Raw genomic sequence first — 22082 nt, 5'->3', positions numbered from 1 at the left:
GTAGAGAGATAGATCCTGCACATTATCCATTATTTAATTGGTAAAAAAGGGCATACGTATCCCGTTACCAACAAAACCATGAATAATCGCGCGGCGATGCAATAGATTCTGATCGGCTTCACGCGAAAGTGTGTGCAACATCTGATTCCCCTCCTTTTCCTTGTAAGTAATTCCAGTATAGAGGGGATGGATCGAATTGTCAAACTATTCTCCAATTATCATCTCAAGGTGTCCAGGCAGGATTTTTACTTCACCAGATGTCTCCTGATATATCTCCCCATCCATATCAATCGGTTTGCCAGCAGGTGATAAAAAGCGAATTTTCTCTGCTTCCTGAATACCTACCTCCGTCAAATCTGACAGAACCGTTTTATCTTGTTTCATCTGGAGGAGTTCTTTAAAACTGGTTAGATTGGAATTCTTCACGAATATAACATGCAGTTTACCATCATCTGGCCTGATATTTGATCCTGCGAACTCTCTAGTTCCGATAAACCGGCCGTTCATCACCAAAATCATAACTGCTTCTCCAGCTAATTTTTCTCCGTCAACTTCCATTTCATATGAAAATGGTTCTGCCTGATTAACTGTTTTTAAGGTACTGATAAAATAAGATAGCACGCCTAAGCGAGATTTTTGATCTTCATCGATATTATTCGATGCATCCGCGATCAACCCCACTCCCCAGAAATTTAAGAAGTACGAATCCTCGTATTGACCAATGTCTATCGATGCAGTCTTCCCGCCAGCTATTGCCGCTGCTGCCTTCCCTAAATTCTGCGGCAGTCCCAACATTCGACTGAAGTCGTTGCAAGTACCTCCGGGAATAATTGCAACTTTTGGTCGTTTCGGCAAAGATGCAATTGCATTGATTACTTGATGAATGGTACCGTCACCACCGTGTATGATCAATAGGTCAACGTGTCCTGCAACCTCCCGGCTATAGCTCACTAACTCCTCCAAATCTTTCGTTTGCTTGACCTCGAGCTGTTTAATCGATGCCGCAAGCTTTGGCAGAGTTTGACCTAATTCCCGTTCAAGCTGGTCGTTATCCATATTCCCATTCACTACATATACAGCGTGTTCGAATGTTTGCATCGTTCTCCTCTCCTTTCCTATTATCGTTCCCTGCACCTTAGACCGGCTAAACTATGGCAAATAAAAAAAGCCGGCTGGAAACCGGCTTTATAAAGCATGCCCTGTCACGATCATATAGCCGAGCATGAAAGCATTCAAACAGACAATTAATCCCGTGGCCGTCCACGCCAGCACTTTAATATGCGGCTTGTTTACGAAGGATCCCATCTTTTTCTTGCTGCTTGTAAAGAGTACTAGCGGTATAACAGCAAAGGACAACTGCAGGCTAAGGATTACCTGACTCCAAACGAGCAAATCACCTGTGCTTGAAGGGCCGTAAATCCCGACAACAATAAGTGCCGGAATGATGGCGATGATTCTTGTAACCAGCCGTCTGACCCAAGGCTTTATGCGGAATTGGATGAATCCTTCCATGACAATCTGTCCAGTCAATGTTCCTGTGATAGTCGAAGACTGACCAGATAAAAGCAGCGCAAACCCGAACAGGAAGCTCGCTGCACCAGCACCAATAGCGGGACTTAACAGCTTGTATGCATCCTCAATTCCTTCCACATGCTGTCCGATTGTATGGAAAGCAGCTGCACCAAGGATTAAAATCGCTGAATTGACGAAAAAAGCAACACCAAGCGAGAAGGTCGAATCTATATACGCGAATTTTACCGCTTCCTTCTTACCCTTTTCTGTATCCTGGTAATTCCTTGTTTGCACAATGGAGGAATGCAGATACAAGTTATGCGGCATAACAGTTGCACCGAGAATACCAAGAGCCAGGAACAAGATCGATGGGTCAGTTATTATTTCCGTAGAAGGGATATAGCCTTTAAATGCTTCCGAAAGTGCAGGATGTGAGAAAATCATCTCGAAAAGAAAGCACCCTGCGATGGTTATCATCAGTACGGTAATAATCGCTTCCATCCAGCGAAATCCTTTTTTCTGTAACAGAAGCAGCAGAAGAACGTCCAACGCTGTAATGACTATGCCTACCATAATCGGTATGTGAAATAGCAAATTCAGTGCTATGGCAGAACCTAATACCTCGGCCAAATCCGTTGCTATAATGGCAAGTTCTGTAAGCAGCCATAGCACCACGACCACTTTAGGATGAAACGCATCCCTTGTCGCCTGCGCTAAATCACGACCAGTTGCGATTCCGAGCTTGGCAGCCAGCCCCTGCATGAGCATGGCTATTAAGTTAGAAAGCAGGACGACGGAAAGCAGCATATAGCCAAAGGAAGAACCTGCTGAAATGGAAGTCTCCCAGTTACCCGGATCAATGAAACCGACCGCCACAAGGACACCTGGTCCCATAAAAGCGAATAGCTTCTTGAAGAAGTTTCCGTTCTCTGGAATAGCGACACTATGGTTCGACTCTTCCAGACTTGCATCACCAGCTCTGCTAAGCCAGCCCTTATCTCGTTCTTTTCCCATAAAGATCGCTTCTTTCTTGTTATTATTAGCGCAAGTTTACCAAAGGAAACATTTTTAGTCAAAGAAAAAATACTGCTATAAAAAAGCTTCCCTTCTAATCCAGGGAAGCTTTTCGGGTTACTACTAATTATCCAAGCTGCTGTTGAAGGAACGCGATAACTTCTTCAGGAGATTTCGCGTTTGCACTATGCAAGTGCGCCAGCTTCTCACCGTTTTGGAATAGGAGAATGCTTGGAATTCCCATTACATCCTGCTCAGCTGCAACATCAGGTACCTCATCATTATTCAGCTCATACCATTTATAATTGCCATATTCCGCAAGCACCTGATCGATAAACATATTCATACGAGTGCAGTCCGGACACCAGTCCGCGAAGAACTTAACGATGACCGGTTCTTCACTCATGATAACTTCTGTGAATTTTTCTTTTGTATTGATTCGTTCCATTGTTTGTTTCCCCCTTCTGCTTTTCCTTCTTAAAGATACGGTACACACAAGTCGGAAATCAAGCAGTTAGCTCGATGCATCTGCTTCAATGAAAGAAAGATCTGGTGCAAGCTTCGCCATATGTCTCTTCTTCTCTTCATAAGCGCTTTTCATCTCCGGCAATTGATACATCAGCTGAACTCGGTAATGCTGCCAATCAGAAAAAGATAAGTACGTCAGCAGCATTCTTGGATTCTTCGCAGTCACGTTCTTTCCATCTTTTTCAATATCGAATTGAAAAGCCGCACCTATACGCCGATCCGTTTCCTCCTGGGCAGCAATGAAATTTCCTAGAGAATAAATGACGAGCGTTTTATTCCCCTCTTTTCCTGTCAGCCATTCAACAGGTTGCAGCACATGCGGGTGAGAGCCTAAAACTGCTGTTGCACCCTGGTCAGCAACGAACTGAGCAAGTTCTTTTTGTTCCTCGTTAGAATCATCTTCATATTCAACACCGAAATGTAAACTAACAATAACAGCATCTGCTTGCTGTTTCGCTCGGCCAATGTCATCTTTTATCTTCTGCTTATCAATCAGATTAACTAGATAGTCCTTGCCCTCAGGTATCGCAATTCCATTTGTTCCATACGTATAGCTAAGAAAGGCGACCGAGATACCTTCTGCTGTTTTTTCTATCGTTAGCTTTTCGCTATCTTCCTTGTTAGCATACGCTCCAGTATATGCCATTTCAATCTTCTCGTACTGCGTAGCAGCATGCTTCACTCCAACTTCTCCTTGATCCAATGTATGGTTATTAGCCATCGTAACTACATCTACTCCCACATCCTTCAAGGTATCGCCAATTTCATCAGGACTGTTGAAGGTCGGATACGTGGATACACCTAACTCTTCCCCGCCCATAATGGATTCCTGGTTAGCAACAGTAAGTGTCGTACTATCTAAATAGGGTTTAACATCTTGAAACATCGGATCAAAATCATAGCCTTTCTTTGTCTTTGCATCATAATAAATAGAGCTATGCAGGAGCACATCGCCGATGGCTGTAACGGAGATCGACTGACTAGAAGGCATCTCTTTCGGTTCCAGTTCGACTATATTTTGCTGCATTGCCTGTACCGCTTCTGTTTGTTGTTTCGGAACTCCTCCACTGCACGCCGTAAGAATGACAAGACCCGTCAATGCGACAATGATTGCTTTTATTTTCATGCGTAACCGCCTGTCTGTGAGTATTTATCCGTATTATAAACGCAGATTCGCACGAAAAATAGTATGATTTGCATAAAAAGGAATATAATTCTCGAATAGTCGGGTAAATGATAAAGAAAAGGAGGGATATTATGCAAAAATTCCATTTCCAAGACGATGGCACCTATCCAAATAATAAATTCCCTGTTCTTTATTATGAGAAAGCTTTCGAACATGCTAATACCATGCGGGACGTTTTCGAATCCAACCACTGGAGAAACAGCTGGGTCAATGGCATCTTCCCGTATCACCACTATCACAGCACTGCCCATGAAGTGCTCGGTGTTATGAGTGGTCACGCAACCGTTCTGCTCGGCGGGCCAGATGGTGAACAGCTGAATATTTCTCGTGGTGATGTCATTGTGTTGCCTGCCGGTACGGCCCACAAGCGGATTCAGCAATCAAATGATTTTCAAGTACTTGGTGCTTATCCGGATGGCATGTCCTTTGATACAAAAACGGATAAACCCGGCGAATACGACCAAGCACTACAGCAAATTCCAAATGTCCCGATACCGAAGCAGGACCCTGTTACCGGACATTCGATATGGAGTTAATCACATTTGTCTCGGTGCACGTATACCCAGGAGTCGGAGACCTTCTTCCAAGACTGATGCAACAGCTTCGACAACTGCTACTCGGGCACCGAGTTTATCATCTTCTTCCAGGATACGTACTTTTCCATAATAGCTGTTAAATGCTTGGGCAAGATCAATCACATATTTGGCGATTCTGGAAGGATCATAGTTGATTGCTGCATTGCCAACTGTGTCTGGGAACTGCAGCAGCAGGGAAAGGATCGGCCATGCAGCTGCTCCTGTCTCTTCATCGACTTCCGAACTGCCAGCGAATTCGCTTCCCTTAGCAAGCAGCGTACAAGCTCGAGCATGCGTATATTGCACATATGGCCCTGTCTCTCCTTCCACACGAAGCATATCTTCTAACGAAAATTCGATATCATGGATACGTTCATGCTTTAAGTCGTGGAAAAGTACAGCACCGACGCCAACCTGTCTCGCTACTTCTTCTTTATCTGGCAAGTTCGGATTTTTTTCCGCAATATTAGTGGCTGCCAACTGGATTGCCTGCTCCAGTACTTTATCAAGCAATACCAACTTTCCTTTTCTGGTCGACATTTTCTTTCCATCCTGCAGTACCATACCAAATGGAATATGGTTGATTCCCTCAGCCCAATCATAACCCATTTTGTTAAGTACTATTTTCAGCTGCTGAAAATGCAAACGCTGTTCATGACCGACAACATATAGACTTTTAGAAAATTGGTATGTTTCTTTACGATAGATTGCCGCGGCAAGATCTCGAGTCGCATATAGTGTAGCGCCATCTTTTTTCTTGATCAGACTAGGCGGAAGATCATATTCATCCAAACGGACTACTTGAGCACCTTCTGACAGACTGAGCAGTTCTTTCTGTTCCAACTCCTCTACGACACGTTCCATTTTGTCATTGTAAAAGGCTTCTCCTGCATCCGAATCAAAGTGTACGCCCATCAGCTCGTAAACACGGCCGAACTCTTCCATCGATACGTCACGGAACCAGCTCCACAGCTTATTCGCGTACGCATCCCCTTGCTCTAATTTTCGGAACCAGTCTCTGCCTTCCTGTTCCAGCTGCTCATCCTGCGCTGCTTCTTCATGGAAACGGACATACAGCTTCAGCAGCTCCGGAATCGTATTGGCACGTACCTTCTCTTCCTCCCCCCATTTTTCATACGCGCAAATAAGCTTACCGAATTGCGTTCCCCAATCACCGACATGATTGATCCTTACAACACCATAGCCTTGCTTTTCCAGCAAAAGACTAATGCTGTTTCCAATGACAGTAGATCTCAGATGTCCCATCGAGAAGGGCTTTGCAATATTAGGAGAAGAGAGATCGATGGCCACTGTCTGTCCTTTTCCAATAGCTGTACTTCCGTATGCTGCACGCTGCTGATGAATATCTTTCAGTACGCGGCTGCCAGCAAGCTTTTTATCGAGCGTGAAGTTTACATACCCACCCACTGCCGTAATAGCAGAAAACGCTTCATGTGATAGTTCTGCTGCTAGTTCAGCAGCAATGGTTTGCGGTGATTGTCTCTTTTCCTTCGCCAACGCAAAGCAAGGAAAAGCATAGTCTCCATGCTGCAGCTGTTTCGGTCTCTCGATTTGTTTTATCGTTTCCTCAGCTGGCTTGTTCAATGCTTTCGCTAATAAATCTGCTGCACTAGATTTGTACATTTTCCATTTCCTCCTTCAAATAAAAAAACCGCCTCTTCCACTTGGAAGAGACGGTTAAATCCGCGGTGCCACTCTAATTGTCCTAATCGGACCTGCTCAATTGGATAACGGGAATGATGTTTCCCGGCAGCCCCTACTTCGCGTTCGTTCAGGGTTGCAGCCAAGAAAGTCCGGTTCCTGCCGCTTTTCACATCCCGCTTCCACCATCCGGGACTCGCTTTTGTTTCCAGCTGCAGTACTCTCTTTCTTATCGGCACACATATATTGTCCTTTATTATAGCTGTTCTTTTAGAAGATGCAACCCCTGTTTAGATTATAAAGCCCAGGGGCACACTTTTGATAACCTGCAAAAAGGAGGATGATCGCATGGCTAAGCAATATGGCAACTATCAGCCTGTACGTATGAATGGCGTCAGTTTATCAGATGCCCGTGAAGTCGCATTCCGCAAAGAGTTCAAGCGCGCGGATATCGCCGGCGGTTTCCGCCAGAAGAAAGGCAAATAAGCATGATGAATCCTGCTGTCCGACAAGACGGCAGGATTTTTTTGTATACTTTTCCTTCTTGCTGCCGTCGTTATTAATAGCAGGCAAAACAGGGGGAGAAAAAATGATAACGATCAAACAAGTATCTCATCACTACACGATGGGAAAGAAAGCAAAGGAAACGATAGTTCCCGTATTGCATGGAATTGATTTACACGTAGGAAAAGGAGAAATTGTCAGCCTCATCGGTAAAAGTGGTTCCGGCAAGTCCACTTTATTGCATATTATCGGCGGGTTTATTCAACCGACAAGCGGTGAAGTAGCAATTAATGGAACAACGATAACTGGCTGGAATGAAGGACAATTAGCAGATTTCCGCCTACAGCATATCGGCTATATTTTTCAAAACTTCCAGCTGATACCGAGCATGACCGCGGCTCAAAATATCGAACTGCCGCTCATTTTGAACGGAACACCGAAACAAGAGCGCAAGCAAAAAGTTGAGGACATATTACGCCAAGTTGAGCTGGAAGCATTTCCAGAGCATTACCCTTCCGAATTATCAGGCGGACAACAGCAGCGTGTTGCGATTGCCAGAGCACTTATACTTGATCCGCCATTGATTTTAGCAGATGAGCCAACCGGCAGCTTAGATAGCGATACCGAAGCAGAACTACTTTCTCTCATTCGCAAACTGAATAAACAAGCCGGCATCACCTTCCTTATCATCACACATGACCAGGAAGTTGCAGCAATTGCTGATAGACAGCTGGAAATCAAAGATGGCCAAATGCTAAAAGTGAAGGGTGTGATGCCGGTATGACATTCAAAGATAAGTGGCGTTTTGTTCAGCAGAATATGAAGAAAAATAAAGTTCGTGTGTTTATGACGATTCTGGCAGCTGCAATGGGGAGCTGTTTCCTGATTGTCCTAGCGTCTGTCGGCTTTGGTTTGCATGATTCCTTAATCAAGGACGAGCTGGAAAGCAGAGCTGTCACAAAGATTGATATTTATGGTACTGATGATGAAGAACAGCTTGGCTTTACGAACGAAAACATTGATGAATTGAAGCAGATTGAGAATGTTGATGCTGTACGGCAGATTCAAAGTCTTGGTGAAACTAATTTTCATTTAGATGGATACACGAACGAGATGCCTTCCGCTATTGCTGTTGATTTTGAAAACGAAAAACAAGCAGGAATCGAACTTGGCAGCGGGAGATTGCCGGAGAAAGAAAATGAGATCGTCGTCAGCAGTGATTTTGCCGAATTTTTAGGGAAAGATGATGTCGATGAAAAGGACAAGTTTACAGAGGATGGTACGATCAAGTCTGAATATCTATACAAAGACGAGGTTCTCAACAAAGAAATCGAGATTGAAGCTTCTACTTTCCCGGAAGATGGCAGCGAACCTCGTACTGCAACGGAAAAAGTCCAGATTGTCGGGATTGAAGCTGCACCGGCAAACGAATACATCTACACGAATTCCGTGAAGTCAACTCCCGAACTGAAAAGAAAGCTTGATGAAGCATTGCATGTAACAGATAGCTATACAGAGCAGGGAGATCCGCTTTACGACCAAGTAGAAGTTTATGCTTCTAATGCAGAATCAGTAGAAGGTATCCTGAACTCCTTGGATGAGAAAGGCTATTTAGCTTATTCGAATTTGGAGGAGCTGAAAAACATCAACATTCTGTTCAATGTTGCGAAAGCCGGGCTCATAATTGTTGGAACGATTGCAGTCTTGATCGCCTCCATCGGAATTTATAATACGATGACGATGGCCGTAACCGAGCGCGCACCAGATATCGGCATCATGAAAGCAATCGGAGCAAATCCCAAAACAATCAAACAGATCTTTCTCATGGAAAGTACCTTCATTGGACTGGCTGGTGCTCTGATCGGTACAGCTGTCGCTTATTTGATCAGCTTCCTGGTGAATGCCGGAGTTCCAGTGATATTGGAGCAAATATTCGAAGAGGAAATACCAGCTACATTGCAGCTATCTTCCATCCCGTTTCTATTAGCTGCCATAAGCATCACCATTTGTCTGGTCGTTACAATCCTATCGGGGTCCAGGCCAGCAAAACAGGCAACAAATGTGGACGTACTGCGGGCATTGAGAAGGGAAATCTAGTCTCTATGACAAGTCCGTCATTCTCATAGTATACTGAGTAAAATTAATGCTTTTTGAAAGGAAAGAAAATATGAAGACTATAGCGGATATTGCAGATCTAGCTGGAGTTTCAAAAAGTACGGTATCTCGCTATTTGAATGGCGGTTCTGTCAGTACAGCCACAAAGAAAAGGCTGGAACGTATTATAAACGAACAAAATTATGTACCGAATACATTTGCCCAAAGTCTCAAAGCTAAGAAAACTGCTATGGTCGGTATCATCGTACCTCGTCTGGATTCCTTTGCAGCCTCTCATACAATGATGGGGATTGATGAATCCTTACGCAGGCAGGGCTATCAATTACTGATTGCAAGTGCCAACCAGGAGGTCGGCCGGGAGATCGAAGCGATTCATAACTTTACCAGACAGAAAGTCGCAGGCATCATCCTCATGTCTACTCAAATTACCAAGGAGCACTTACAAGCCATAAAGGAAGCAGGTATACCAATTCTGCTAGTAGGTCAGCAGCACCCTTTACTTCCAAGCTTGATACATGACGATTATGAAGCAGGCAAGATGATGGGGGAATTTGTTGTCAAGCAAGGGCATCGTCAAATAATTTACCTAGGTGTCACGGAACGTGATATTGCAGTGGGAATTGAACGAAAACGCGGTTTTCGCGAGGCACTGGAACGTCATGACTGCCATGCTGATTATCTGGAAACAAGCTTTCGGATGCAGGATGCGATGATGTTGGCACAAAGATTCCTTTCCAAAACGGAAGCTACAGTGATTGTTGGAGCAACCGACAACATCGCCTTAGGTATTATCAAAGCAGCACATCAACTTAACCTTCGAATTCCTATCGATATTTCAATTGCCGGATTTGGGGGTTATGATACAGCAGAGGTCGTAACACCAGCTTTGACTACGGTTAAATACGATTATCTGGACGCCGGGAAAAAAGCAGGTGAAAAAATTGTACAGCTTGTCGAGGAAGAGTACTGCGAGAACCTCACCACCTACCCTGTGCAATTAAAAAAACGCGAAAGCGTTGACATAATATAAGACACATTATATGCTATTACCAAAGAAACCGGTTCCATAAGTTATGAACTTGAATCTTTGGCTTTTTTTTCAATAATTTTGGAACCGGTTCCGAAAATGTATGGAAAGTGGTGATTAGGTGATGAATGCAGATAAATACCGCCTATTATCGGATGCTGCCCCTAATGAATTGGAAAATCTGGCAAAGCAGGTCAATGCCTCTCCTTGGAGGCAGCACTACCATATTCAGCCCTCTACCGGATTATTGAACGATCCAAATGGATTTGGCTATTACAATGGCCGGTATCATCTCTTTTACCAGTGGCACCCATTTGGTCCCGTCCATGGAATGAAGTACTGGTATCATGTAACATCGACTGATTTGGTTCATTGGAAAGACATGGGGATTGGGATAGAACCTGGAGGCGAGTATGATTCACATGGCGCTTACTCGGGCAGTGCCTTGGCACAGGATGAAAAGCTCTACCTCTTTTACACCGGCAATACAAGGGATAAAGACTGGATGAGGCAGCCCTATCAATGTCTTGCAGTAATGGATCAAGAAGGACATATTACAAAACATGAAATTCCAATCATTGATGCCCCCCCTGCAGGCTACACTGCCCATTTTCGCGATCCTAAAGTATGGAAAGCAGCTGGCCGCTACTATGCAGTTCTAGGTGCACAGCGTCTGAATAAGACCGGATGTGTGCTGATTTATAAATCAGATGATTTGCATACTTGGTCATTCATCGGCGAGCTGAAAACCTCCCTGGCTGATTTCGGATATATGTGGGAATGTCCTGATTATTTCGAGTTAGACGAAAAAGGTATCCTTCTCTTTTGCCCACAAGGATTACCAGCAGAAAAAGATCGTTTTGAGAATGTTCATCAAGCTGGCTACTTGATGGGTGAACCAATTGCTCCTGAAAAGCCACACTTTCAGCATGGCAACTTCATGGAACTGGATAGAGGATTCGATTTTTATGCTGCGCAAACCACCCTTTCACCTGATGGTAAGCGCATCCTCATTGGATGGATGGGACTTCCCGATACTGACTATCCAACAGATATGCATGGCTGGGCGCATTGCCTTACTCTTCCGAGAGAACTTAGCATCAAAGATGGCATACTGCTGCAGCAACCTGTCAAAGGAGTGGAACTGCTTCGAAAAGAGAAATATACTGCTTCTCACATAGTACACAATACTAAAATTCAGCTCGAAGAAATAAAGGGATCCTCTTATGAATTGATTTGTGAACTGTGTATGGATGATGCTGCAAAAGCCGGAATCTCTTTTCGAACTGGAGATACGGAAGAAACACAGCTTTATTATGACGCAGTTTCTAAGTATGTAGTCTTGGACCGAACACGTTCAGGTGCGACGATGAAAAATGATAGTGGCAGCGTTCGACGTTATGCGTTAGATGCAACAAAAATAACACTCAGATTGTTTGTCGATCAGTCATCTGTCGAGATTTTCATCAATGACGGAGAAGCCGTCATGACCGCCAGGATATTCCCAGCAAAGGATAGTAATGGCGTTGCCTTCTTTAGCGAAGGAGGAAATGCAACATTTAACGCAGTGCAGTGGCTATATAGATAGACTTTAATTCTGAAAGGGTGATATTAAATGACTGATAACAGGAAAATTGCTGAGGAAGTCATCAACGCCATCGGAGGAAAAGAGAACATTTCCTCTATAGCTCACTGTGCAACTCGGCTTCGTATCGTCGTACATGATAAAGAGAAGATTGATAAGGAGAATGTTGAAAATATCGATAAGGTTAAAGGTGCATTCTTTAACTCTGGGCAATATCAAATCATTTTTGGAACCGGCACCGTAAACAAAATCTATGATGAGTTTCAGGCAATCGGTATTGATGGTGCATCTATACAGGAAGTAAAGCAAGCTGGTAAAAAGGAAGGTTCTGCTTTTCAACGGGCAATCCGGACTTTCGGGGATGTCTTCGTACCGATTATCCCAGTCCTTGTCGCGACCGGCTTATTTATGGGGCTGCGCGGTCTGCTGACACAGGATCAAATTCTCCATCTATTCGGCTTGGCTCCAGCAGATATTCCCGCAAATTTTCTTTTATTCACAGAAGTTCTAACTGATACTGCCTTTGCTTTTCTGCCCGCACTAGTCGCTTGGTCATCTTTTAAAGTATTTGGCGGAAGCCCTGTTTTGGGTATTGTATTAGGTTTGATGCTTGTTAATCCTGCCTTACCCAATGCCTATGAAGTAGCAAATGGATCCGCTGAAGCCATCACTCTATTTGGTTTCATACCTGTGGTAGGTTATCAAGGGTCTGTACTGCCTGCTTTCTTCATCGGACTGATCGGCGCGAAATTAGAGAGAGCATTACGCCGTCGCATAACGGAAGCACTCGATTTGATTCTTACCCCCTTCCTTACATTGACTGTCATGATCACGCTAGGACTGTTTGCAATCGGTCCAATCTTCCATTCCTTGGAGGATCTTGTCTTGACTGGTACATTGGCTGTATTGGATTTACCTTTCGGAATTGCTGGATTATTGATTGGTTCTCTCAATCAGCTCGTTGTAGTCACCGGTGTGCATCACATTTTCAACTTCCTGGAGATACAGCTTTTAGAGAATCGCGGGATGAATCCTTTCAATGCAATCATTACATGCGGTATGGCTGCGCAAGGTGCTGCTTGTCTTGCAGTTGGTCTAAAAACAAAGGATACTAAATTGAAAGCGTTAGCATTACCATCTTCCTTCTCAGCATTTCTTGGTATATCGGAACCAGCTATCTTTGGTATCAATTTAAGATTTGTAAAGCCTTTTATCATGGGATTGATTGGCGGAGGTGTTGGAGGTTTCCTTGCTTCCCTACTCGATTTAGCTGGAACAGGTATGAGTATCACTGTCATACCAGGCACACTGCTCTATTTGAATAGTCAGCTGCCTTTTTATATCCTGATAAACTTGGTTGCTATGGCAGTAGCATTCACACTTACTTGGATGTTTGGTTATAAAGATCCGAAGAAATTGTAAAGCGGTCATCTTTTCTATTACATGAGGCGTCCTCGTGGACGTGTTAAATTAAAAAAGCGCCCAGCAGGGCGCTTTTTCATATATTTATAACCTTATTATCGTTTCGGTCAACATCAAACTTGTCTTTCAAATGTGCCGGAGCCATCTTAATGATGAGCTGCAGAATAAATGTTGCTACTGCAAGGTCATCCACGATACCAATTCCGATAAGGAAGTCAGGTATCAGGTCGAATGGGAAGACAAAGTACAGGACAATCAATGCAACTGCTGTTACCTTCTTGGCTGCTGCCACCTCTTTAGCTGTGAAGAAAGCTTTCAGAAATGGAATCGATTTGCGGAAATTGAACAGAAAACGGAGCCTGCTCCATAGTCTGGTCATATCATCCTTCCTTTCTGCCCCAAATAGAGCTATTCACATTTTAAGGGATACAGGACTTTTTCACAACATATAAGCAAAAAGCCCAGCAATTTATGCTGGGCTTCCTTTTTATGCTTTTTTCTTTTTCGTAGCTTTTTCACGTTCGTTCTTGTTAAGGATTTTCTTACGAAGGCGGATAGACTCCGGTGTTACTTCGCAATATTCATCATCGTTCAAGTACTCGATTGCCTCTTCAAGAGACAAGTCGCGTGTTTTACGAATTGTGGACGTTTGGTCCTTGTTTGCTGAACGTACGTTAGTTAGGTGTTTTTCCACAGTAATGTTAACTGTAAGGTCATTATCACGGCTGTGCTCACCAACGATCATTCCCGCATACACATCTGTACCAGGAGCTACGAAGATAATACCGCGATCTTCAAGCTTCATGATTCCGTAAGTGGATGCTTTGCCTTGTTCAAGGGCAACAAGTACACCTTTCGCTCTTCCGCCAACCTGACCAGCAATGACAGGCTCATACCCATCAAATGTGTGGTTCAAGATACCGAATCCGCGTGTCTGAGACATGAACTCAGTAGAATAACCGATCAATCCACGGGAAGGTACACGGAACTCAAGACGAACTTGACCGTTACCTTGGTTGATCATGTCGACCATTTCCCCTTTACGGGAACCTAAGGACTCCATAACAGCACCTGTGTAATCTTCCGGTACGTCTGCTTGTACGCGTTCTACCGGTTCACACATTTTACCATCGATTTCCTTAAGGATTACCTGTGGTTTGGACAATTGAAGCTCATAGCCTTCGCGGCGCATGTTCTCAATTAGGATGGAAAGGTGAAGCTCTCCACGTCCGGAAACTGTCCAAGCATCAGGAGAATCAGTTGGATCTACACGAAGACTTACATCTGTCTCAAGCTGGTTAAGCAAACGTTCTTCGATTTTACGGGAAGTGATATACTTACCTTCTTTACCTGCAAAAGGACTGTTGTTTACTAGGAATGTCATCTGCAATGTTGGTTCGTCAATACGTGGAACCGGCAATGCTTCCTGAGCATTTACTGAACAAACAGTCTCCCCAACGTTGATGTCCTCAAGACCAGCAACGGCAACGATGTCACCTGCTTTTGCTTCAGTGATCTCAATTCGTTTCAAACCGATGAAACCGAATAGTTTTGTAATACGGAAGTTCTTCACAGAACCGTCTTTCTTCATCAGGGCAACCTGATCACCTACTTTAACGGCACCACGGAAGATACGACCAACACCAATACGACCAAGGAAGTCGTTGTAATCCAAGATAGTAACCTGGAATTGCAAGCCTTCATCGGAGTTATCGATTGGAGCAGGGATATTGTCCATGATTGTTTTGAAGATGGCATCCATGGATTCCACTTGTCCTTCAGGCTCTTCACCGGAAGTACCGTTCAATGCTGAAGCATAGACAACTGGGAATTCAAGCTGGTCATCATCCGCACCAAGTTCGATGAATAGATCAAGTACTTCATCGATAACATGCTCAGGACGTGCACTCGGTTTGTCGATTTTGTTCACGACTACAACCGGAGTAAGTTTCTGTTCCAAAGCTTTTTTCAATACGAAACGAGTCTGAGGCATTGCGCCTTCATAAGCATCCACAACAAGTAAAACGCCGTCTACCATTTTCAGTACGCGTTCTACCTCACCACCGAAATCGGCGTGTCCTGGAGTATCCAATATGTTAATACGAGTATCGTTATAATTAATCGCAGTGTTTTTCGCAAGAATTGTAATACCACGCTCTTTTTCCAAATCATTGGAATCCATTGCGCGCTCATCCACGTGCTCATTATCACGGAAAGTACCAGAATATTTTAGCAACTGGTCAACCAAAGTCGTTTTCCCGTGGTCAACGTGGGCAATAATCGCGATATTGCGAATATCTTCTCTTAATTGCATGTATACATGTCTCCTCTTCTTCATGTAATCCTATCCGACTACAACCTGTTAATTATACCACAGTTCATGTGCGGCACAATAGGATAGGCAAACATTAACATTATAATATTATCGTAAAGCTTGCTCCGCCTAAGTCAGACTTCCCTGCTCGAATGATACCATTATGCCGTTCAACGATTGCACGGGAAATCGCGAGGCCAAGTCCGGTTTCCCCGCCTTCACCTTTCACAAAGCGCTGGAACATATTCGGCAGCAAGTCCTCTGAAATGCCCGGACCATCATCAGAAATGGTTATCTCGACTTGCCGGATACTGCTTGGCTGAACAGAGATATGCACCTGACTTCCAGCATGGCGGACTGCATTGGACGTTATATTCATCATTGCCCGAAGCAGTTTCTCTTTATCCCCATTAATCACAATTGCTGCAGGTTTATTGTAGGTTAATTTCACATTTTTATCGCTCGCCAATGGCAAGGCACGATCTATGGTCAAGTCGACAAGCTCCTTGATCTCGATAGATTCTTCTTTATAAATACCCTCTTCACTATCAAGCTTAGCAAGCAGAATCATCTCATTAATCAGCTGTTTCAGACGACTAATTTCGGATACAACAACTTCAAGCCCATGCTCCTGATCCTTGCCTGCGAAGACACCATCTTTGATTCCCTCTGCGTAGCCTTGTATTGTCATGAGCGGTGTTTTCAGTTCATGACTTGCATTTTGGAAGAACTGGCGCTGAGAGGTGATATAACGATTCAATTCTTTAGCCATCTCGATTGCACTTTGCTCTACTTCTTTGATTTCACCGCTTGCTTTGACCGATTTAATATTATCGAATTCCCGCCGTTGAATTTTCTTCAGCTGATATTTCAATTCTGTGAGTGGTTTCACCAGACGCTGTGTCAAGTACGTGCTGATTAAGATCGCTATCATGACGCCAATCAAAAATACAAGAAAGATGCGTTGGAAGAAACTTTCCTGCACTTCTTCCAATTCACGTATCGGACGGAGAATGACCATGTTTTGATTCTCGCTAGTTGCTATGGATTTGACTACATAACTGTTTCGATTATCTTGCCAAATTGTATTCTTTTGAGTTGGATCCGTATCGTACTTTTCTGCAAATCTTTCTGCGTCTGATCGCACAAGGTTCGTATAGGTCAATTCCTCTTTTTCTTCATCATAAAGGAACATTTTGAGATCCAATTTATTAAGTATATTATCTAGTGTACCAGCAGGAATGGTTTCTACACCGCTAATCGATGTAAGCAGAAGCTGTCCGCTTTCCTCCAGCTGCCTTGTCTCATTCGTAACAAGCAGTCCTTTAAGTTGCGAGTACAAGGTAATTGCTGTGAACCCCATCACAATAATAAGCAAAGTTGTAAATGCAATATTCAGTTGTGTCTTCAGTCTCATTCTTCGTTCATCCTGAACCGATATCCAAAGCCCCAGACTGTTTCAATCGGAATACCGTCCATTTTCTTGCGAAGTCGTTTTACTAAATCATCAACTGCTCGATCGCTGCCGAAATAATCCTCGCCCCATACTTGTGTCAGCAATTCATCACGTGAAAAGGCACGGTTTGGGTTCTGCACAAGTATTACGAGCATTTCGAATTCCTTCGCTGTTACTTCTACTTCTGCTTCATGCCAGTAAATGCGGCGTTCGCCTAATTGCAGCTGCAGGTTACCTGCTTGGAGATCCATTTGTTTCACTTGCTGTGTTTCTTGATTTGTCTGCGGATTCCATCTTTTAAACAGACGCTTTACACGAGCAACCAATTCCCTTGGGCTGAAAGGTTTGGTCAAATAATCATCTCCGCCAAGCTCCAAGCCAAGAATTCTGTCGATTTCTTCATCTTTAGCTGAAATGATGATGATCGGCACCTCACTCGTTTGACGAATCTTATTACAAAGTGCGTATCCGTCCATGCCCGGAAGCATGATATCCATGATCCACATATCCGGCGTTTCTTTATCTGCAATCTCAAGCGCAAGCTCTGCTGTTTCCGCCACGCTGATTTGATAGCCCTCCTTTTTTAGATAAGCTTCTACTATATTTCTTATATTGTGATCGTCTTCGACAACGATTATATGATGTGACATTTGATCGACTCCTTTCCTCTCTACGGTTATTTTCCCACAAAATCGCAAAAAGAAAAGACTTTCCTGCTATTTGTCCATTCCACATATTTTACATAATTGCTCCGAAAAGATGCCAAATCCAGACAGTAGAATGTGTAGTATAGAACAACGAACACACAACACGAAAGAGGTGTCTTACATGAACAGAGACAATGACAAACCATACAATGAGTATCCAGATGATCAGCAGCGCTCTTCTTCCTATGAACAGGAAAACTCCTACCCGGATGAAACGAATACACTTTCCGAAAACGAAGAAGAACCGTCGAAATACACACAAGCTATTCAAGTAGACGAACCAATCAATCAGCCGCAGCAGCCAAAACAAAAAGGCAAGGTATGGACGAGCTTCGTCAGCGGGATTGCAGGCGGGATATTGGTACTCGCAATTGTTGCAGTGCTGGTATTCACGAATGTCATATCCTTCAGCTCTAATGCAGCAAGCCCAGCAACCATGGGAACGAATAACACATCAACGACAAAATCAAGTAACCAGACATTAGCAACACAAACAAGCACCGAAAACCTGACCACCGCTATACAAGACGCATCTGCAGCAGTAGTAGGCGTTGAAAATCTGCAGCAGACGGATTTATTCTCTGAGTCCGAAGAAGCAGGATCCGGATCCGGTGTCATTTATAAAAAAGAAGATGGCAAAGCATACGTTGTGACTAACCATCACGTTGTCGATGGTGCAACCAGCTTGGAAGTAACTCTTTCTAACGGACAAAAGGAAAAAGCAACCTTATTAGGATCTGATGAAATCAGTGACTTAGCAGTATTGCAAATCGATGGCACAAATGTAGATCAAGTTGCAACATTCGGCACTTCAGATGACCTGACTGTTGGACAGCAAGCGATTGCTATCGGTAACCCATTAGGAGCTGAATTCGCTGGTTCTGTGACACAAGGTATCATCAGTGGACTGGATCGTTCTGTAGCGGTTGATTCCAATAATGATGGTACAGAGGATTGGGTAACAGAAGTATTGCAAACAGATGCAGCTATTAACCCTGGTAACAGTGGCGGTGCATTGATAAACGCAAACGGCGAAATCGTCGGCATCAATTCTATGAAGATTGCCCAAGAAGAAGTCGAGGGTATTGGGTTTGCCATTCCGATTGATGCAGCTAAACCAATCATTAACCAACTTGAGTCAACTGGCAAAGTAGAACGTCCTTACGTTGGAATTGGTGCAGTCAGCTTGGATCAAGTACCGCAAGTAAATGCGCAGGAAACATTGAACCTTCCCGAAGACGTGACACAAGGTGTTGTACTCGCTCAAGTAGTAGAAAGCTCGCCTGCAGCAGATGCTGGTCTGCAGGAATACGATGTTGTAACAAAAATCGATGATCAAGATATTACCAGCATGGTCGATTTGCGCTCTTACCTTTATTCCGATAAAAATATCGGCGACGAGGTAACCGTTACGTATTACCGTGATGGGAAGAAGGAAACAACAAAGCTAACTTTAGCGAAGGAACAAACAACACAGTCCGATCAATCTACACAGCAACAACAACAACAACAACAACAATAAGCGTTGCTTATTGATCAGATAGATGGCGGCCGCACCCTTAACAAAAACATGATATCCCCAAAATGTCATTTTAGCGGCCAACTACGCTCCCCCCAGAGCTTATCAAGAAAAAGCGATTACCCAACTGCACGGGTGATCGCTTTTTTGTCTATAATCATATATGGAGGTGAGATAATTTGGTCGAAAAAGTTTTAGCTTACATCATATCTATCCGCAACAATACCTATCAGATGCTTGTCCATGAACATAAGGATATTCCCGAAGCAGGGTTACAGGTCCCAGGAGGCACAGTTGACCCAGAGGAAGACTTGGTAACCGCGTTGCAGCGGGAAATCTATGAAGAGTCTGGATTGTGTAATCTGCCTGTCGGTGAAATAGTTGCGAGTGCACCATTCCTTCATCCAGACAAACAAGAGCTCCAGCTTCGGCATTTCTATTTGATTCAAACAAAGCAGCAGCACCCTGCCACATGGGAGCATCATGTCCTTGGAAATGGAGTAGACAACGGATTGGTGTTCCGTTACACATGGTACGATCTCACTTCTATTCCGCCACTTGCCGCTTCACAAGATCAGTTTCTGCATTTGGTCAGGAAAATAATACAGGCACATCCTCGCTCCTAATAAATACATTATTAACAGACTACATAAAGGAGCATGGTGCATGTATAAGGTATTGATTGGCACAACAGTGAAACAAGACCCCGACATATTAGAAGCCTATTTGGATTCCCTCAAACGTCTGCAAGCAAAGGATAATCCGATTTCCTACTGTTTCATTGATGATAATGATGACCCTAAATCCAGTTCCCTACTTTCCGCTTTTGCCACTGAACATGATGCTGTCATCCTGCCATCGGAAGCTGCCGATACCTACCAGAAGGATGAACATACCCACTACTGGACGGAAGCTCTTATTTGGAAAGTAGCAGCTCTGAAAAATAAAATAATCTCCTATGCAATCGAGCAGAAGATGGATTATATCTTTTTCATCGATTCCGACATTGTGCTCCACCCCGCTACATTGGAACAATTGCTTGCCAGTCAAAAAGATATTATCTCCTGTGTTTTCTGGACCCAATGGCAGCCCGGTACGCAAGCTCTGCCTCAAGTCTGGTTAAGGGATGAATATGAACAATTCATCCACCATCGCGGCGAATCGTTATCAGATGGTGAACGCGCAGAGCGGCACCAGGAATTTCTAGAACAGATGCGGAAACCCGGAATATATGAAGTAGGTGGTTTAGGTGCCTGTACGCTTATCAGCAGTGAAGCTTTATATAAAGGCGTCCATTTCGGAGAGATACCTAACCTCTCCTTTTGGGGAGAAGATCGCCACTTTTGTATCCGTGCAGCGGCACTCGGGATCCCCCTTTATGTTGATACACATTACCCTGCCTTCCATCTTTACCGCCAGACTGATCTGGCAAAGCTTCCTGCATTCAGATGGGAGCATAATTGGCCAGGATATAACCGTCGCAGTACGGAGGAAACGAGGAATACCCTCACTCTATCCATGATTGTTAAAAATGAATCTGGACGCTTTCTGGAGCGTTCGCTAAGATCCGCTTTACCCGCGGTTAATCAAGCCATCATCATTGATGATCACAGTACAGATAATACGATAGCTATTTGCCAGAACCTGTGTAAGGAATACAATGTTCCACTGAAATTGATTGAAAACCCTCAGTCTGAATTCAGCAACGAAGTGCAACTGCGGAAACAGCAGTGGCAGGAAACTATTGCAACACACCCTGATTGGATTCTAAATCTCGACGCGGATGAAGTACTGGATAGCGTTTTTCTCATAGAAAAAGACCAGCTGTTGAACCAAGCTGGCCTCGATTTATATTCGTTCCGCTTATACGATTTCTGGGATGAAGAACATTACCGGGAAGATCAGTACTGGCAAGCACATAGATTTTACCGCCCGTTCTTGCTACGCTATCAGCCTGCTTTCCCGTATGAATGGCGGGAAACGCCGGTTCATTGCGGCCGCTTTCCCGAAAATATCTTTCAGCTGCCGAATAGTATAAGCACCATTCGTATCAAGCATTTTGGCTGGGCCAGAGCGGAGGACCGTCTCCGAAAATACGAACGTTATCGCCAGCAGGATCCAGAAGCAATCTACGGCCAAAAAGAACAATATGAAAGTATCTTGGATCCTAACCCGAATCTAATCAAGTGGATGGAGGTTTCTTCTTTCGAAAGATAGCTCGGTAACAATACAGTCTTCCCCACTGATCATTGAATAGCGCATCTGCAGGCATTTCCGTTTCAACTGGTCCGGCATAGTCAAAGCCACCCAGTTCTGCCAACGTTTCAAGAATGCTAATATCAACTGTTGGGTAGTCGAATGTCATGATGACATAACCATCCGGTTTCAAGATACGGCTGAATTGCTCCCAAGCACGTTTTTGCACGCTAACATCCAAGTGCTCCATTACTGAGATACAGAAAACTTTATCGAAGAAAGCATCTTCGTATGGCAGCGAAGTCAGATTTGCTTCAGCACGATGGATATTCCGAAGCAAGTCTTCAGGTAAACGCGCCGATTCCTCTGGGCCAAAGTCTTTGATCACATCCTCCATAATCGCCTGATCATCTGTAATCCGGCTATCTATATCACATGCATAGACTGTTTTAGCTGAAGTCGCCAAATGAAACTTAAACGGATGACTGATTCCTGATGCAGCATCCAATACGATATCTTCTGCTTCCACAAAAGAAGCTGCCCATCCATATTCATAGCTGCGGCTCCACCAAGCATCCGGTAATTTCAGCACAAAATCGCGCTCCTTGCGATCATCATGCTTGAAAAATCTCGAAGTCCATGCTTCTGTCAACATGCTTCAACCCCTTTTTTAGAATACGTAGCTTGTAGTACAACGTATTCCGCTGGATAAGCATGTATGCAAGTTTCTCTGTACAGCAAAAGAGCCGGGCATGGAAGC

At 44.0% G+C, this 22082-nt stretch carries 22 protein-coding genes; 10 read left to right on the top strand and 12 right to left on the bottom strand.

The features are described 5' to 3' along the window. Window positions 1-33: 33 nt before the first annotated feature. The 5 genes from CHH48_RS19960 to CHH48_RS15810 all read right to left on the bottom strand — a co-directional run bounded on the left by CHH48_RS19960 (window position 34) and on the right by CHH48_RS15810 (window position 4180). Window positions 34-141, bottom strand: coding sequence for an RAxF-45 family protein (locus CHH48_RS19960; RefSeq protein WP_353615327.1), 108 nt, complete (start codon window positions 139-141; stop codon window positions 34-36). Between the two features lie 63 nt (window positions 142-204). Continuing rightward, on the bottom strand, window positions 205-1098 hold the full coding sequence (locus CHH48_RS15825) for a YegS/Rv2252/BmrU family lipid kinase (RefSeq protein ID WP_095220123.1): 894 nt from the start codon (window positions 1096-1098) through the stop codon (window positions 205-207). Window positions 1099-1185: 87 nt separating this feature from the next. Further along, window positions 1186-2526 carry an Nramp family divalent metal transporter gene (locus CHH48_RS15820; RefSeq protein ID WP_095220122.1) on the bottom strand — a complete coding sequence of 447 codons (1341 nt, stop codon included), beginning with the start codon at window positions 2524-2526 and terminating at the stop codon, window positions 1186-1188. Between the two features lie 127 nt (window positions 2527-2653). Then, window positions 2654-2974, bottom strand: a complete 321-nt coding sequence (locus tag CHH48_RS15815) for a thioredoxin family protein (RefSeq protein ID WP_095220121.1) — start codon at window positions 2972-2974, stop codon at window positions 2654-2656. Between the two features lie 66 nt (window positions 2975-3040). Next, entirely contained in the window at window positions 3041-4180 is a 1140-nt protein-coding gene (locus tag CHH48_RS15810; RefSeq protein ID WP_095220120.1) for a CapA family protein, read from the bottom strand. Window positions 4181-4311: 131 nt separating this feature from the next. On the opposite strand from CHH48_RS15810, the gene CHH48_RS15805 reads away from it, so the two are divergent. Then, window positions 4312-4776: a cupin domain-containing protein gene (locus CHH48_RS15805; protein ID WP_095220119.1), complete on the top strand. Its 465-nt coding sequence runs from the start codon at window positions 4312-4314 to the stop codon at window positions 4774-4776. On the opposite strand, the gene argS is transcribed toward CHH48_RS15805, so the two are convergent. Together argS and CHH48_RS15795 are read right to left on the bottom strand one after the other, a co-directional pair. Continuing rightward, window positions 4777-6459 carry an arginine--tRNA ligase gene (argS, locus tag CHH48_RS15800; protein ID WP_095220118.1) on the bottom strand — a complete coding sequence of 561 codons (1683 nt, stop codon included), beginning with the start codon at window positions 6457-6459 and terminating at the stop codon, window positions 4777-4779. Then, window positions 6429-6716, bottom strand: a complete 288-nt coding sequence (locus CHH48_RS15795; RefSeq protein ID WP_095220117.1) for a hypothetical protein — start codon at window positions 6714-6716, stop codon at window positions 6429-6431. The genes argS and CHH48_RS15795 overlap by 31 nt, the downstream gene beginning before the upstream one ends. A 109-nt stretch (window positions 6717-6825) precedes the next feature. On the opposite strand from CHH48_RS15795, the gene CHH48_RS19365 reads away from it, so the two are divergent. The 6 genes from CHH48_RS19365 to CHH48_RS15770 all read left to right on the top strand — a co-directional run bounded on the left by CHH48_RS19365 (window position 6826) and on the right by CHH48_RS15770 (window position 13130). Next, a complete protein-coding gene (locus CHH48_RS19365) occupies window positions 6826-6963 on the top strand; it encodes a hypothetical protein (protein ID WP_174416608.1) in 138 nt (45 codons plus the stop codon). Window positions 6964-7066: 103 nt separating this feature from the next. After that, window positions 7067-7765 (top strand): ABC transporter ATP-binding protein, encoded by a 699-nt coding sequence (locus CHH48_RS15790; protein WP_095220116.1) that lies wholly within the window; start codon window positions 7067-7069, stop codon window positions 7763-7765. After that, complete coding sequence (locus CHH48_RS15785; protein WP_095220115.1) at window positions 7762-9078, top strand: ABC transporter permease; 1317 nt, start codon at window positions 7762-7764, stop codon at window positions 9076-9078. Before CHH48_RS15790 ends, CHH48_RS15785 begins: the two co-directional genes overlap by 4 nt. A 70-nt stretch (window positions 9079-9148) precedes the next feature. Then, the gene (locus CHH48_RS15780) at window positions 9149-10126 is read left to right on the top strand and encodes a LacI family DNA-binding transcriptional regulator (protein WP_095220114.1); all 978 of its coding nucleotides are present in this window, start codon (window positions 9149-9151) and stop codon (window positions 10124-10126) included. 121 nt (window positions 10127-10247) lie between these two features. After that, complete coding sequence (locus CHH48_RS15775) at window positions 10248-11711, top strand: glycoside hydrolase family 32 protein (RefSeq protein WP_095220113.1); 1464 nt, start codon at window positions 10248-10250, stop codon at window positions 11709-11711. Window positions 11712-11738: 27 nt separating this feature from the next. Beyond that, window positions 11739-13130: a sucrose-specific PTS transporter subunit IIBC gene (locus CHH48_RS15770; protein ID WP_095220112.1), complete on the top strand. Its 1392-nt coding sequence runs from the start codon at window positions 11739-11741 to the stop codon at window positions 13128-13130. A 76-nt stretch (window positions 13131-13206) separates the two neighbouring features. On the opposite strand, the gene CHH48_RS15765 is transcribed toward CHH48_RS15770, so the two are convergent. From CHH48_RS15765 to CHH48_RS15750, 4 genes are all read right to left on the bottom strand, one after another. Further along, a complete protein-coding gene (locus CHH48_RS15765; protein ID WP_095220111.1) occupies window positions 13207-13509 on the bottom strand; it encodes a YkvA family protein in 303 nt (100 codons plus the stop codon). Between the two features lie 108 nt (window positions 13510-13617). After that, entirely contained in the window at window positions 13618-15444 is a 1827-nt protein-coding gene (typA, locus tag CHH48_RS15760; RefSeq protein WP_095220110.1) for a translational GTPase TypA, read from the bottom strand. Window positions 15445-15544: 100 nt separating this feature from the next. Next, window positions 15545-16861 (bottom strand): sensor histidine kinase, encoded by a 1317-nt coding sequence (locus CHH48_RS15755; protein ID WP_095220109.1) that lies wholly within the window; start codon window positions 16859-16861, stop codon window positions 15545-15547. Next, the gene (locus CHH48_RS15750) at window positions 16858-17550 is read right to left on the bottom strand and encodes a response regulator transcription factor (protein ID WP_095220108.1); all 693 of its coding nucleotides are present in this window, start codon (window positions 17548-17550) and stop codon (window positions 16858-16860) included. Before CHH48_RS15750 ends, CHH48_RS15755 begins: the two co-directional genes overlap by 4 nt. 178 nt (window positions 17551-17728) lie before the next feature. On the opposite strand from CHH48_RS15750, the gene CHH48_RS15745 reads away from it, so the two are divergent. The 3 genes from CHH48_RS15745 (at window position 17729) to CHH48_RS15735 (ending at window position 21343) form a co-directional block, all read left to right on the top strand. Further along, window positions 17729-19129, top strand: coding sequence for a S1C family serine protease (locus tag CHH48_RS15745; RefSeq protein WP_095220107.1), 1401 nt, complete (start codon window positions 17729-17731; stop codon window positions 19127-19129). A gap of 176 nt (window positions 19130-19305) precedes the next feature. Beyond that, a complete protein-coding gene (locus CHH48_RS15740) occupies window positions 19306-19752 on the top strand; it encodes an NUDIX hydrolase (RefSeq protein ID WP_095220106.1) in 447 nt (148 codons plus the stop codon). A 40-nt stretch (window positions 19753-19792) separates the two neighbouring features. Further along, window positions 19793-21343: a glycosyltransferase gene (locus CHH48_RS15735; protein ID WP_095220105.1), complete on the top strand. Its 1551-nt coding sequence runs from the start codon at window positions 19793-19795 to the stop codon at window positions 21341-21343. Here the strand turns inward: CHH48_RS15735 and CHH48_RS15730 are convergent. Next, on the bottom strand, window positions 21309-21977 hold the full coding sequence (locus CHH48_RS15730; RefSeq protein ID WP_095220104.1) for a class I SAM-dependent methyltransferase: 669 nt from the start codon (window positions 21975-21977) through the stop codon (window positions 21309-21311). The genes CHH48_RS15735 and CHH48_RS15730 overlap by 35 nt on opposite strands. Between the last annotated feature and the right edge of the window lie 105 nt (window positions 21978-22082).

Origin of the sequence: Terribacillus saccharophilus (genome assembly GCF_002272075.1) — a bacterium.
Lineage (GTDB): Bacteria > Bacillota > Bacilli > Bacillales > Amphibacillaceae > Terribacillus > Terribacillus saccharophilus_A.
Note: the sequence above shows the minus strand (reverse complement) of the source record. Positions and strands in the feature narration are given on the sequence as shown.

What these genes read in the sequence shown, in the direction of transcription:
- CHH48_RS19960 (WP_353615327.1), bottom strand. Translation starts at nt 141, where the DNA reads ATGTTGCACACACTTTCGCGTGAAGCCGATCAGAATCTATTGCATCGC.
- CHH48_RS15825 (WP_095220123.1), bottom strand. Translation starts at nt 1,098, where the DNA reads ATGCAAACATTCGAACACGCTGTATATGTAGTGAATGGGAATATGGAT.
- CHH48_RS15820 (WP_095220122.1), bottom strand. Translation starts at nt 2,526, where the DNA reads ATGGGAAAAGAACGAGATAAGGGCTGGCTTAGCAGAGCTGGTGATGCA.
- CHH48_RS15815 (WP_095220121.1), bottom strand. Translation starts at nt 2,974, where the DNA reads ATGGAACGAATCAATACAAAAGAAAAATTCACAGAAGTTATCATGAGT.
- CHH48_RS15810 (WP_095220120.1), bottom strand. Translation starts at nt 4,180, where the DNA reads ATGAAAATAAAAGCAATCATTGTCGCATTGACGGGTCTTGTCATTCTT.
- CHH48_RS15805 (WP_095220119.1), top strand. Translation starts at nt 4,312, where the DNA reads ATGCAAAAATTCCATTTCCAAGACGATGGCACCTATCCAAATAATAAA.
- argS (WP_095220118.1), bottom strand. Translation starts at nt 6,459, where the DNA reads ATGTACAAATCTAGTGCAGCAGATTTATTAGCGAAAGCATTGAACAAG.
- CHH48_RS19365 (WP_174416608.1), top strand. Translation starts at nt 6,826, where the DNA reads ATGGCTAAGCAATATGGCAACTATCAGCCTGTACGTATGAATGGCGTC.
- CHH48_RS15790 (WP_095220116.1), top strand. Translation starts at nt 7,067, where the DNA reads ATGATAACGATCAAACAAGTATCTCATCACTACACGATGGGAAAGAAA.
- CHH48_RS15785 (WP_095220115.1), top strand. Translation starts at nt 7,762, where the DNA reads ATGACATTCAAAGATAAGTGGCGTTTTGTTCAGCAGAATATGAAGAAA.
- CHH48_RS15780 (WP_095220114.1), top strand. Translation starts at nt 9,149, where the DNA reads ATGAAGACTATAGCGGATATTGCAGATCTAGCTGGAGTTTCAAAAAGT.
- CHH48_RS15775 (WP_095220113.1), top strand. Translation starts at nt 10,248, where the DNA reads ATGAATGCAGATAAATACCGCCTATTATCGGATGCTGCCCCTAATGAA.
- CHH48_RS15770 (WP_095220112.1), top strand. Translation starts at nt 11,739, where the DNA reads ATGACTGATAACAGGAAAATTGCTGAGGAAGTCATCAACGCCATCGGA.
- CHH48_RS15765 (WP_095220111.1), bottom strand. Translation starts at nt 13,509, where the DNA reads ATGACCAGACTATGGAGCAGGCTCCGTTTTCTGTTCAATTTCCGCAAA.
- typA (WP_095220110.1), bottom strand. Translation starts at nt 15,444, where the DNA reads ATGCAATTAAGAGAAGATATTCGCAATATCGCGATTATTGCCCACGTT.
- CHH48_RS15755 (WP_095220109.1), bottom strand. Translation starts at nt 16,861, where the DNA reads ATGAGACTGAAGACACAACTGAATATTGCATTTACAACTTTGCTTATT.
- CHH48_RS15750 (WP_095220108.1), bottom strand. Translation starts at nt 17,550, where the DNA reads ATGTCACATCATATAATCGTTGTCGAAGACGATCACAATATAAGAAAT.
- CHH48_RS15745 (WP_095220107.1), top strand. Translation starts at nt 17,729, where the DNA reads ATGAACAGAGACAATGACAAACCATACAATGAGTATCCAGATGATCAG.
- CHH48_RS15735 (WP_095220105.1), top strand. Translation starts at nt 19,793, where the DNA reads ATGTATAAGGTATTGATTGGCACAACAGTGAAACAAGACCCCGACATA.
- CHH48_RS15730 (WP_095220104.1), bottom strand. Translation starts at nt 21,977, where the DNA reads ATGTTGACAGAAGCATGGACTTCGAGATTTTTCAAGCATGATGATCGC.